Source organism: Amycolatopsis kentuckyensis (assembly GCF_002155975.1).
Taxonomy (GTDB): domain Bacteria; phylum Actinomycetota; class Actinomycetes; order Mycobacteriales; family Pseudonocardiaceae; genus Amycolatopsis; species Amycolatopsis kentuckyensis.
In genome coordinates this window covers 1-12,751 of sequence record NZ_MUMI01000182.1, presented here as the reverse complement: position 1 = coordinate 12,751, position 12,751 = coordinate 1, and the positions used below count along the sequence as shown (strand labels likewise).

6 protein-coding genes are annotated in these 12,751 nt (G+C 69.2%); 3 read left to right on the top strand and 3 right to left on the bottom strand.

Annotation, left to right across the window (positions count from 1 at the left end):
* The first annotated feature begins 333 nt into the window (after positions 1–333).
* From CCN39_RS18355 to CCN39_RS18345, 3 genes are read left to right on the top strand one after another with little or no spacing between them, the layout of a single operon-like run.
* Positions 334–3,600 carry a hypothetical protein gene (locus tag CCN39_RS18355; RefSeq protein ID WP_086843574.1) on the top strand — a complete coding sequence of 1,089 codons (3,267 nt, stop codon included), beginning with the start codon at positions 334–336 and terminating at the stop codon, positions 3,598–3,600.
* Positions 3,600–6,170 (top strand): CHAT domain-containing protein, encoded by a 2,571-nt coding sequence (locus CCN39_RS18350; protein WP_086843572.1) that lies wholly within the window; start codon positions 3,600–3,602, stop codon positions 6,168–6,170. The genes CCN39_RS18355 and CCN39_RS18350 overlap by 1 nt, the downstream gene beginning before the upstream one ends.
* Positions 6,160–7,038, top strand: a complete 879-nt coding sequence (locus CCN39_RS18345; protein WP_158104522.1) for a toll/interleukin-1 receptor domain-containing protein — start codon at positions 6,160–6,162, stop codon at positions 7,036–7,038. The genes CCN39_RS18350 and CCN39_RS18345 overlap by 11 nt, the downstream gene beginning before the upstream one ends.
* Positions 7,039–7,121: 83 nt before the next feature.
* Here CCN39_RS18345 and CCN39_RS18340 read toward each other — a convergent pair whose 3' ends face one another.
* The 3 genes from CCN39_RS18340 to CCN39_RS18330 form a co-directional block, all read right to left on the bottom strand.
* On the bottom strand, positions 7,122–9,887 hold the full coding sequence (locus CCN39_RS18340; protein ID WP_158104521.1) for a toll/interleukin-1 receptor domain-containing protein: 2,766 nt from the start codon (positions 9,885–9,887) through the stop codon (positions 7,122–7,124).
* A gap of 44 nt (positions 9,888–9,931) precedes the next feature.
* Positions 9,932–12,133, bottom strand: a complete 2,202-nt coding sequence (locus CCN39_RS18335) for a helix-turn-helix domain-containing protein (protein ID WP_158104520.1) — start codon at positions 12,131–12,133, stop codon at positions 9,932–9,934.
* A 485-nt stretch (positions 12,134–12,618) separates the two neighbouring features.
* Positions 12,619–12,747, bottom strand: a complete 129-nt coding sequence (locus CCN39_RS18330) for a DUF1731 domain-containing protein (RefSeq protein WP_279629582.1) — start codon at positions 12,745–12,747, stop codon at positions 12,619–12,621.
* Between the last annotated feature and the right edge of the window lie 4 nt (positions 12,748–12,751).

The following is a 12,751-nucleotide window of genomic DNA, read 5'->3' as shown; positions in this document are numbered from 1 at the left end:
CGGTAGCGTCGACGCAACGTCTCATCGGCTCTAATATGTGGCTCCGACCGGCGCATGCTCGCACAACTCTGCCGGACGAGCGAGCAGGACACACGAGCACGGGAGAAGTGTCACGGATTTGCCAACCCCAAAAGGACTTGGTCATGAACAACGCAGCGACGTCAATCACTGGACATAAACTTGACAAATGACGTCCGCGGCTTGGCCCGAATCGGGTACCCGCTACGCTGCCGCCAAGTATTTCGACGGGGCTGAAGGTCGTCGCCGAGGAACCGGGAGAGCTTCCTCGAGCATGATCAATCGCCAACCATTCACCGTTTCCGAAGGATCGTGATGCTGCTCCCGGCTTCCCGGAAGACTCGCTGGACGCTGTCGGGCACCACCGCGGTGCTCACCGCCGCGTTGGTTGCCTGGCTGCTCTGGCCCGAGTCGTCACCGACCGCGGACCGAGTTGCGGGCCCGAGTCACCTGGTGTCCTACGCCGCCGCGGCCGGAAGACTGGCCGGTCTGGACGCCACCGAGGCGGACGAGCAGATCCGGGATTGGGCCCGGCTTGGCCTCGCCGCCGGGCTGGAACTCGACACTGCCCAGGTCCGCGACAACCTGTACGACACCTTTCCGCTGCGGGACACGGGCTTCGCCGATGTGACCCGGCAGCCTTCCGGCCCAGGACGAACGCTGCTGGACGGCACGGACACGCTTCACGTGCTCGTGCCCAGCGGAGATCCCCACGAGGCGCGCACCGTAGGACTGGCGCTCGACCAGCGCCGCACGGACCGCGGAAGCGACGCCCGGCTGGTCCAGGTCCACCACTACGCGATCGAAAGCGGCGATCGGACGATCCGGATCACCGACGACGACGCCACCACCACCGATGCCGCCCGCGCGAAGTACGGCTACGTCACCGAACAGGTCGGCACCCCCGAGAACCTGGCTGCTTTCCTGGCCCGCACATCTTCCCTGTCGACCATCGAAGACCGCGGTGGCGAACCCTGGGCGGGCGGCTGGGCCTGGCCGGGCGAGCCCGCCGGATTGCTGGACGCCGAGGACGTTTCCGTGCTCCAGCGGGGCTACGCGCAGCGCCGCGGTCCCGCTCCCGGTTTCTCCCTCGACCCGTCCCCCTCGTTGACCGAAGCCGATCTACTCGCTTCGGTCCCGGGTCTGCGTCCTGACCTGGCCGCACGTATCGCCCACGACGACTGGGCCGGTTCGGCGAAGAGTCCGGCCGAACTCGGGGAATTGGTCGAAGAAGCGTTGTTCGACGGGAACGTGCCGGCCGAGACGCTGACGAGTGTGGGGTTGCCCGCCGACCGGACGGCCCTGTGGGACGTGCAGAACGCGCTGGATCACCAACCTGTCTACAGTGAAGCGCGGTATGACGGCGGGCTGGCCGGCACGAAGGTCGGCATGACCCTCTTCTACACCGACTACGTCGCCAAGAACTGGGTAGCCGCCGTCGGCACAGGGGTGCCCACGGCGGCGGTCGGCGGCTTCGTGCGTGAGTCCGATGCCGTGACACCGTGGAGCCAGTGCGACCGATCCGGCGGAGCCGGCGAGAGCGGCAGGTTGTGGTTCGCCCAGTCCGACGCCGCATTCGCCTACAGCGACGACAGAGTCAGCTTGGGTGCGAACACCACGCGGCTGTTCAGCCGGGCGAACGCCACCGGCGACGGCCAAGGCAAGGAGGTCGAGCCGACTTACGCGTTCGGTCGCGGCCTGCACTGGTGGGACCGGCACTACCAGGCGGTGGCCGATTACGAGCAACAGTATGAGCGTCTCGATCAGATCATGCGCTGGAGCGGCGCCCTGGAATGGCTGGTCGGCAAGACTTCGGCGCGGCTGCCCCAGCTGTCGGATGCGCAGATCCGGTCCGACTGGAAGTTCGCCGACTGGTACCGGGCGCACGACGAGCTCAAGGAGCGGGGCGACGTCGGCTTCGTTTCCCCGCCGTCGGCGAACCAGGAAGCCGTCGTGCCCATCCCGTCCAAGGCCTCACCGCACTGCGGCAGCCTCAGTATCCGCGGTGGAGTTTCGCTCGCCGACCGCACCGCGCGGACGGCGGACAAGGACTTCCGGGCGCACCTTCCGGCCGGCATCGACCGTGCCGGGCTTCAGGACCCGTCGTCGACCTTCGACCAGGCGAGCGGTTCGGGCCGGATCGCGGAGGTGGCGGCGCTCGACGACCGAGCGGGCGTGGCGGACAGCACGGTGCGCACGGTGCGCCCGGCACCTGGCGGAGGGTCCGCGATCAGCGTCGAAGCCACCGGCCGCAAGGTGGCACCGTACGGTGGATTGAAAGTCTGGCGCGCGGAGCAGGCGCCGCGGCACTTCGACATCGAGCTGCAAGCGGCTCGCGGCCGAGTCTCCCAACGGATGTCCATGCAGGGCAACGACCTCGGCGAGCTGGTCGCGACCAGGCAAAGTTCCGATCTGGTCACCGTGCAGTGGCGACGAGGCATGGTCGACCGGATCCGCACCGCGCTGGAATCGGTCCAGAACCGGTTCGCCTCGAGCCGCGGGGGACCGATTCCGCCGGTGAGCGACGGAGCGTTGTACAGCACCGAAGATGCCGGTGGACAGTGGTCGAGCCGGGTGGGCGGGCCGGACGGCCCGTGGCTTTCGGTCCGTGACAAGGTGCCACCACCTGCCGAAACGCTGGCGTTCCGCCTGGGCGGTCCCGACGCGGCGGGCGAGCCCCGATTCCTGGTCGGCGACCTGGTCCCGCCCCCTCACCTCGCCGGGCCGTGGCTGGACGTCACTTCCGTGCCCGGCCACGGGACGGTGGTCACCTCCGTCGGCGGGCCGGCGAAGAACCACCAGACTGTCCGGGTTTCGTCACAGGACGGGAAGTCCGCCGAACTCAGCTGGTCCGATGGGCACGTCTTCGTGCGCGCCGACGATTCGCTGCTCGGCTTGAACGGCAGCGTGGAGGGCGCGGCCCTGCTGCGCGACTTCCCCCGGGTACTGGACGCGATGCGACTCGCCGACGAGGCGCACGACGGGCTGAAGCGCGCAGTTGATCTGAGCTCCGACGGCGTCGCCGTGGTCGGGCCGGGCGAAATCCAGCTGTTGCCCGCTGACGGTGCGGGAGCGGAGCGGGTGGCTCGCGCAACCGGCCCTGCCGGTTCACCACCACCCACGGTCCGCATTGCCGGGGACCGGCTCGAGCACGTGGACACCAGCCCGCTGACGACCTCCGCCTCCCGGACGGCCGAGCTGGGACAGGTGCTGGGCGAACCCGGCGCCGACGTGTACCTGCACGAGGACTTCCGGGCGACGCTTTCCCTGGCGGACGGCCCGATCCTCGCCGAAACCCTGCCGCACGACATCAAGGTCACCGTGCGCGAAGCGCAGCTCGACACCACCTCGCAGGCTTCCGCGCCCAGCACGGCACCCGACGTGCGGGTGTACGAGTGCCGGGAGTGGTGGGCGGTCGGCGGTTCGAGGCTCGGTTTCGTGGCCGGCACCGCAGGTCAGCCACCTTCGACCAGCACCGAAACCACCTCGTCGACGGCCTCGGCAACTCCCACGGAGGCGCACCGGAAGATCCTGCTGGTCTTCCCTGTCACCGACCGGCGCCTCGTCGGCTGTGGCAACTGATGAGCACACGACCGAAGATCGGCCTCAGCCTCCAGCACCCGGCGGCAGCTCTCGTCATCCGAGCCGACGAGGCGTTCGCGAACGGCGACGTTCACGAGGTCGACCGGGCCTACCAGGCGGCCGTCTCGCTCGTGGACGTCATCGAGGTCAAGGTCGCGATGGCGGCCGATCACGTGGCGAGGCTGCTCGCGGTCGGATACCCGACCAGGGCGCTCGAACGTTGCGAAGAATATCTGGCACGGCATCCGGAACAGGCGGTCCTTCGTGTACTGCTCGCCGAGATCGCGTCGTCGACGGGGGACCATGAGCGAGTCCGGTCCGAGGCGAGGGTGCTGCGGTGTTCGGAACTCGATGAGGAGAACCGAGCTCGGCTGCTGCGTGTGGAAGGACTCGCCGCGGCCGACGACGACTGGCCGACCGCCGATGAACTGCTCGCCACCGCCTCGCGGCTCTTCGCGACGGCGGGGAACGCGGCCGGGATCGCTTCGGTCGAGCGAGCCCGGGAGCTGATCGCCGTCCGGCGCGGCGACGCGGACGCCGTGGCCGCCACCCTGGCGACCGAGGCCACCCAGCCGACACCGGATCCGGTACGGCTCGCCTTGGCGTTGAAACGGGAGCTGCGCTACGAAGAAGCGTTGCGGATCCTGCGGGAGGAGGTCGAAAAGCGGTGCCACGACCACGCCCTGCTGTTCCCGCTCCTGCACGAGTGTGCCGTGTTGTTGCGGCTGACCCGCCAGGACGCCGAAGCGCACCAGGTGGTCGAGCGGCTGGAGGAGCTGGCCACCACCGCACGCGATCCCGCCGCGGCCCGGGAGGCGATCGCCCTTGTTTCCGGTGACGGCCCGACGTCCCAGGATCGGCGGTTCGACCGCCGGTTGCACCGTGTACGGCAGCTGGTCCGGAGCGGGCGGATCGTCGAGGCGGAGAAATCGCTGCCGGCGCTTCGACCGGGACCCGAATCGGACCGGGATACGGCCTTGTGGCACCTCGCCGCCGGTGAGCTCGCACAGGCCCGTCACCAGAAGTCCGGTCGACGAGAGTTCCTCACCGAAGCGGCCTCCCGGTTCCGAAGCGCGGTTCGGCACACGGATTCCGTGCCGCTCTACGAGGTGCGACAGCTGGCGCTGCGCCTGCTCGGGCGAGTGCACGCTCGTCTCGACGACGCCGAACAGGCCACTGCGTGCTGGGCCGAGGCCCACCGGATCGAGGAGCACATCGCCGGGCGCCAAGTCACTGACGACGTGCGGATCCGAATGCTGCTGGCCGCGCCCGACGAGCACGACGAACGAGTCCGCGCGGCAGCGGAGCTGGTCGCGGAACGGGGTCCCGAGGCGGCTGCCGGAGTCGCGGTCGCCATCGAAGCTGCGCGGGGCACATCGATCCTCGGCACTGTCCTGCCCGACAGCGCGGGGGTGGTCCGGAGCCTCCCGGCACTGACCGACTTCGCCGGCGCTTGGCGGTGGTTGTCACGCACCACCCGCGATCTGGCGCGGTCGCAGGTCGTCTGGCTGACCCACGCGACCCCCCAGCGGGTGTACCACGCGATCGCCGGTCGCGAGCTGCTCTTGCAGTTCTCCGCCGGGGCGCCGGCCGTCGAGTTGAGCGACGCGGTGGACAACCTGCTGGCGTGCTGCAGCGAAGAGTTCCTGCTGGGCTCCATCGAGAGCGGTGAGTTCGAAGAAGCACTGTGCCGGATCGGAGACCTGATCGGGGTGGCGAAGGTGGCCGAAACCGTGCCCCACCACGTCAAGCGGATCGCCGTAGTCGCGGGCGGGGTCCTTTCCGACATCCCGCTCGCGGCCATTCCGGTCCCCGGCACGGCCGAACGGCTGGGCCACCGGTTCGCGATGTCCGACTTGCCGTGCTTGTCGGCGCGGGAACCCCTGCGACGCAGAGCGCAGGGCCAACGCGGGGATCGCGCGCTGCGGATCCGGCCTCCGGTCCCGGGGCTGTCCCGGACGGCGATTCCGCCCGGGTGCGAATCTCTCGACGACGCCGACGCGACAGCCGTCCGGCTGAGGAAAGCGGCCGCCGACCACAACCACCAGCGGATACGCATCGATGCGCACGGCGCACACGATCCTGACCGGCCCGCCCGATCGTGGCTCCAGCTGAGTCCGGGCGGTGCCGGCGGAAGGTTGTACGCCGAGGATCTGCGCACGATGGATCTGGGCTCCTGTGCCACGCTCGTGCTCGGAGCCTGCGAGTCGGGCATGGCCCGCCGGCGGGGACGTGACGAACGAGCGGGCTTCGTGCGAGCCGGGTTGCAAGCCGGGGCGTCCACCGTGGTCGCGGCCCGGTGGGATGCCCAGGGCTACGCCGCGACCAGGGTGCTCGACCGGTTCGAACGCTACATCCGCTACTTGCCCCGCGAAGTCGCGCTGCAGCGGGCGCAAGTGGACCTGTGCCGCAGCGCCCCCGGCGGGGTGACGGCTCTCGACCACCCCGCGCGCTGGGCTTGCTGGACCCTGTACGGCGATCCAGGCCTGCAGACCGCCGTCGGCCCCGTGCGCCGCTTCGCCCGCCGCGTCCACGACACCATGAGGAGACATGACACCGATGCACAATGAGGCTTCCAGCCGAGTCTTCATCTCGTTCGCCGGGGAAGATCGGGAAACGGCACGCCGGCTCAAGGCCGAACTGGGCGAGCGCGGCATCGAAGCCTTCGTCGACGACGAGGATCTGCGGCCCGGGCAGGACATCCTGCTCGGCATCGACGCACTCATGTCCGCAGCGGACTACTTCGTCCTGCTCTGGTCACGGCACACCCCGGGCCGGAGCTGGGTGAACGCGGAATGGTCCGCCGCGTTCGCCAGAGAACTGGACGAGTCGGACGCGGACCGGTTCCTCCGGGAACACCGGGTGTTCCTGTTCATCGTCCGGCTCGACGACACACCACTGCCTCTGTTGCTCGCGCCGCGCAAGTACCTCGACGCCACCAGCGGCTGGAGTTCGGTGGTCGAACGGCTGACCGCGACCTGGGACCGGGACCGGCTGATGGACTCGCCCGTCCGTCCCGCACCGGTGACGACGGCCGACACCGCGGACCTCGGTCGCGTCGGCGTTTACGTGCACAACCAAGCCCTGGGTGTGACGCACACGGTCGTGGTCCCGGCGGGGACGACCGGCCGGCAACTGGAAAAACTGGTCTGTTCAGCACTGGAACTGCCCGATCGCGAAACCAAGTTCGGCGGCCGGGTCGGGATGAACTTCCAGTACCGCCTCTACACCGGTGGCGTGCCGTTGTTCGAAGGGCCGCTGAGCGAGGCCGTGGTCACCGACGACAGCCGGGTCGACCTGGCGATCCTGGTCCAGACATTCGGCCCGAACGGCTCGACGTCGAACGAGGTGTACCTGTCCGAAGCAACATCGACGAGCATCTCGCGCGCCGCGATCCGAGCGTTGATCGTCGCCGCGTTCGGCCACCTCAGACCCTGACCGACACCTTTACCGGTGAACCGCGCCTGAGCGGCAAAGCGCCCGGGGATCGCCCGACGTGGCCGCCGCCGGCCGGTGACCGGTCACCACTTGTGTCGGTGGTTCTGCCGGTGCGCCATTCGCAGCAGGCGGGCGGGCGCCCACCGGGCCCCCTTCGCCGCGATGAACGCCTGCCATGGGAGGTCGTGGCGAATTCCGATGACCGACGGCGTTCGTTCCAGGACCGCGTCGAGCAGGGTGTTCCCACGCCGCATGTCTCCCTGGTGACCCCGGAGCTTGAGAGCCATGGCGAGTTCGAACTGCGTCTGCAGAGTTTCCGGGTGGGCGATTCCCAAAGCGACGACCTGTCCTCCCTCGGCACGGCCCAGCTCGTCGATCGCCTCGTCGAACCGGGCCAGCTGCGAATAGGCCAGCCCACGAATGTAGTGCTCGCGGAGGACGATCGGGTGTAGCTCTCCCAGCCTGTCCTGCAACATCGGGAAGAGTTCGACGGCATTCTCGAGCACCTCTCGAGGGCGACCTTGCGAGATGATCGCGAAATCGACGCTCACCCTGGTCGCCAAAACCTCGACGTTGCGCGGCCCGAGTTCTTCTTCGCGTTGCCGCGCGATCCGACGCAGTGATTCCTCGGCGGCACGCCACCGCGCCTCGGAAGGATGCAGCTCGGTGAAATGCAGCCTGAGCTCCGCAGTGGCGAGCACGTAGGCGGCGTCGACCGCGACCGGGTGGTGCTGCCGACCGCCAGGCGCGTACGCATCACGGACATGACGAGCGAGCTCACGGGCCCGTCGCTGGTTCCCGGTGGCCATCTGGGCGTGGGCGAGTTCGATCCTCGCCAGGTGCGCGATGCGCGCGGGAAGCCGTCCCTCCGCGGTGAGCACCTTCTCGAGTTCGGCGATGGTGGCCTTCACGATTCCACGCAAGCGCTGCCCCCGCAGCCACAGCAGCCGCACCTGCAGGCGCTCGACCTCGGTCAGGGTTTCGGCCTCCGCCTTGTCGAGCGCTCGGCGCCAGTGCGGCTCGGCGTCGGCGAACCGGCCCAGAGCGTCCAGTGCCGCGGCTCGCCAGCACTCGAGAAGGACGCCCTCACGCGCACTGACCGGCCGGGCGAGGCGAGCCGGGGTTTCGACCACTTCCCGGTACTCACCCACCTCGTAGTGATCGGAGGCGGCGTCCACCGCCAGGGCGGGGTCGGCGGCACCCGAAGCGAACAGGCGGTCCAGGTATCGGGCCGCGGACGCGATCCGCCCTTCCGCGCGCAGTTCGCGGGCGATGAGCGGCAACAGGGCGGTGACCACCGCCGGTGGGATGCCCGGCTGCTCGACGAGGTGGCGGGCGTGTTCCACCAACGCCGCCCACTCGCCGTCGCGGTGCGTTTCCGGCCCGGCGCCGAGGACACCGGCCAGGTACTCGGCGCAGATCGGTGCCAAGTGGTCCAGCCCCGCCCTGGGGTGGCGCCGGACGGCGGGCCGAAGCAGGCCAGGCATGGTCCACAGTCCTCGTTCCCCGCGCACCAGCCGCTGGGACTCGAGCCCTTCCAGGACGGCGGGCACCCGGGCCCGGTCCAGACCGAGCGTGGTGAACACGTCCCGGATCAACCGGACCGGCACCGCCGCGGAACCGCAGGCCGCCATCAGGCTCAGGACAGCCAGCTCGTAGTCGTTCGCCGTGCGCACGTGCTCGTCGAACAGATCGGCGAGCTTCGTCAGGATGTCGGATGTGCCGTCGAGGACCCGGCCGATGTGTTCGCGCAGGGCGGTGAGCCCGCGCCGCGTCGTCGCCGAACCGGCCACCAGCGCGATCGCCGTCGGGTGGTTGTCCACGGCGGCCAGCAGCCGACCGACCGTGTCGGACTCGGCTTCGTCGTCTCGATCGAACCGGTGCAGGTGATGGAACAGCTCGCGCGCCTCATCGTCGGTCAATCCGCCGAGCCGGACTTCTTGGCCCAAGCCAGCGTATTCTCCGTGTTCGGTGACAAGGAGCGTCAGGACCTCGGGGCGTTCGAACCCGGTGGTGAAGAACGCCCTCGGTACACCGGCCGGAATGTTGTCGACGATGATCAGAGCTTGCCCTTCGGCGGATTCCACCGCCGACTCGGCCCTCGCCGCGGCCTCGCGCAGTGCCGTTTCGGCGGTCGTGCCGGTGGCGTCGCCGAGATCGACCTCGACCACCAGCCCGTACTCGTGCGCGAAGTGGAGCCGGTAGTCGTCCGCGAGCGCGGTTTTCCCCGCCCCGCTCAGTCCGGTGAGCACGGCGATCCCGTTGGTCGGCGGGTGAGTCAAGCCGTAGCGCGACGCGTGCAAGGCGGAGTGCAGCTGCCACATGGAGCCGTAACGGCGGACTCGGGTCTCCACTCCCGGCCGGCGGCCGGCGATGCGCGGCAAGGAGCGGAAATCGATTCCCCGAAAGGTACCGCTCACCTGAGACGAGCGTCGCACCAGTTCGTCGACGAGGTGGTCGAGTGCCGCGTCACTCTCGTTGCCGGGCACGTAAAGACGATCTCTGAGTGCGGCGGGGTGGATGTGCGCCTTGTCGTCTTCCGGGTTGACGACGAGCGTCCGTGGCACGCCTTCCCGAGCCTCGGCGACGAGTACCCGCATCAGTTCACTTTGGCAGGCGTGCCGTTTCGCATAGCGTTTCGAGTAGTAGACCAGACAGAACGCACTTTCGTTCAGCTCTTCTTCGATTTTCGCAGTGACCGAGTCACCCAGATGATTGCCCTGCCGATCGATGAAGAAGGGGACTTTCCGCGCCTTCAACCGGGCACACAACCGCTCCATCCGATAGTATTCGGACCCAGAATAGGAGATGAATATCTTTCGCAATTCCGTACTGGAGGTGGCGGCCACGCCGGTATGATATCGCGCTTCGACTCCGGTCACGACACTACTTTTCAGCGTCGGCGCAACTCCTTGATCAACTCTGCCACCGGTTTCACTTGAACGGAATTCAAGGACTCGTACAGCAGGAGAGCGACGCGAAGCGATTCCTCGGCCTCGGTCGTCCGGCCTCGCGCCAACGCCACTCGGCCGAGCCCCCAGTGCGCACCTGCTTGCTCGTGCACGCTGCTGCACCGCTCCCCGTGCGCCAACGCCGTCCGCCATGCTTCCTCCGCGCGCACGTGGTCGTTCTCCTCCTCCCGCGCCGCCCCCAGCGCGTTGGCCGCCTGCGCGATGTCCAAGTCGTAGGCACACCGCGTCGCGAGAGCGAGGGCGTCCTCCGCGCTTCGCACGGCATCGGTCACCCGCCCCAGGGCGAGGTAGGCGGTGGACATGCTGCGCAGGGTGATGCCGCGCTTGCGATCGAGGCCCGCGCCCGAATAGAACCGCAGGGCCCGCTGCTGATGCTCGAGAGCGTCCGAGAACCGGCCCTGCCTGCTCAGCACGGCCGCGAGGTTCGCGAGGCAGTCGCTGAGTCCGTGCTGGTCGCCCAAGGCGTCGAAGAGTGCGTAAGCAGCGTCGTGCTGCTCGGTCGCCTCGTCCAGCCGCTGCGCCGCGGCCAACCCCATGCCCAGGTTGTTCCGGGTGATGGCCTCGGCCCGGGAGTCGCCCAACCGCCGGCTCGCGCCCAGTGCGGCGGCATGGGTGAGCAGCCACGCGTCCAGTTCTTTCGCCAGGTAGAAGTAGCCGCGCAGAACGTAGGCGAGCTGCCAGCGGTAGACGTCGAGGGCCGGGTCGTCCAGCTCGACCATGGCGACGAGAGTGGGCAGCTCGGCCTCAAGCCACCGCCGGGCTTCCTCAGCGTCCTGGAAGATCACGGCGGGCGTGCCGGGGCTCCCGACCATGGGAAACCGATTCGGCGCAATCAGGCGATCGGCCCCTTCGGCGATGGCGAGGTAGTGCTCGAGCATGCGGCGTAGCGCCTCGGCGTCCTCCTCGCGTGGCCCGGGCATGGTCAGGGCGAAGGTTCGCACGAGGTCGTGCAGGCTGTAGCGATCCGCGGTCGGCTGTCCGACCAGGTAGACGTTGTGCAGCCGATCGAGAAGACGATCGGCGTCCCGCGACGGCAGTCCTCCGAGAGCGCTCGCCGCGGGGACGTCGAAATCCGCTCCGGGATGCGGGGCCAGCAGCCTGAGCATCCGCGCCTCGGCCGGCTCGAGTTCCCCCGCGGACAGCTGGAACGAAGCCGCGAGACTGCGTTCGCCGTCGTCCAGTTCGGTGAGCAACGCCGAAGCATCGGCAAGCCGGCGATCCAGCTCGTCGACGTCCCACATGGGGTGCGCCCGGAGCCGTGCGGCCGCGATCCGGATGGCCAGCGGGAGCCGCCCGCACCTTTCCACCACCCGGTGGCCGGCCTCGCCGACCTCGTCCGCCCCGGTCAGCATGGCGAAGAGGTCGATCGCTGTCTGCCTGGGAAGCACACCCACCGAGACGTGCTCGGCGTCGTCGAGAGCGGTCAACCGCGAGCGGCTGGTGACGAGAACGCGGCAACGCGAACCGCCGGGCAGCAGCGCTTGGACCTGCGCGGCACTGACGGCGTTGTCGAGTACGAGCAGCAGGTTGCGGTCACGCAGGTGGGCGCTGTACAGGGCGGCCCGATCGTCCGGATCGGCGGGGATGCGTTCGGCCACGACGCCCAGGCGCCGCAGCACCCGGTCGTGAACCACGGACGGCGCGACCGGGGGCCTGCTGCGTCCCCGGAGGTCGACGAACAGGCACCCATCCGCGAACCCGGCCGCCAGCCGATGGGCGCACCGGACGGCCAGCGCGGTTTTGCCGACACCGCCGAGCCCGGAAATCACGCAGACGCCGGACCCGGTTTCCAGCGCAGCGCGAATGGCTCCCAGTTCGGCGGTCCGTCCGGTGAACATGGCGGTCGCCGGCGGCAGGCCGGACGGGATGGCGTCGAGCCTGCTCCGTGGCCGGCGCTGCCCCGCTTCGGCCGGCAGCAAGGACACCAGCTCGCCTGGTGTCCCCAATTCGGTTTCACACAGCGCCGCCAGCGCCGCGTTCGGCCGGATGAGCCCGTTCTCAACCTTGCTGAGGTAGCCTTTGCTGTAGAATGTGAGTTCCGCCAGACCGCCCAGGGAAAGCCCGGCTTTCTGCCGCAGCCGCCGCAATTCGGCACCGAATGTCGCTCGTTCGCCCACCGCCACTCTCCCTCCCTCGGGCGACCAGTATCCCCGTTCGCTGTCCTGAGGAGAAGAAGGCGGTTTGCTTCTCGCGACTCGTCGGTCCGCGGAGCGCATATTTCCCCCGCACACGGGTCGCCGGCTCGGACACCTCCGGCCGTAACTCGGCACCGCCCAGGCGCGACTCAAAGCCGAAACAGCCTGAGGAGGTGCCTGGTGCGGTTCTCTCTCGTTCATGTGCGGCGGTCGTCGGCCACCCGGCCGGACACGACACGTAACGAGGGCGCCGGCGCGGACGACCTCCTGGCATGTCCTCCAGGTGTGCAACCCCACGTCGCTCATGCGCTCGGATTTCGCGATGACCGGGTTTTCAGTCGATCCGACGGCCGTGGGGCGCCTGGCCGCGACGGTGCGTGGAATACGCGGTGAGCTCGAATCGGTCGCCGAAGCGGAACCGCTCGACGCCGCGGAGACACGCCGCCGGGTTCAGCGCCGCGTCGTCCAGTTCTTCACGCTGGTTCTCCCGCAGGGCCGGTCGCCGTGCCGAGGAGGTGGGCCAGTGCGTCCGCCAGGCGGGGGTGGCGGAACTCGTGGCCCGACTCGGCAAGCCGTTGGGGCTTCACGCGCTGGCCGGCCAGCGCG

Coding starts and splice junctions, on each gene's coding strand:
- CCN39_RS18355 (WP_086843574.1), top strand. CDS start 334: ATGCTGCTCCCGGCTTCCCGGAAGACTCGCTGGACGCTGTCGGGCACC.
- CCN39_RS18350 (WP_086843572.1), top strand. CDS start 3,600: ATGAGCACACGACCGAAGATCGGCCTCAGCCTCCAGCACCCGGCGGCA.
- CCN39_RS18345 (WP_158104522.1), top strand. CDS start 6,160: ATGCACAATGAGGCTTCCAGCCGAGTCTTCATCTCGTTCGCCGGGGAA.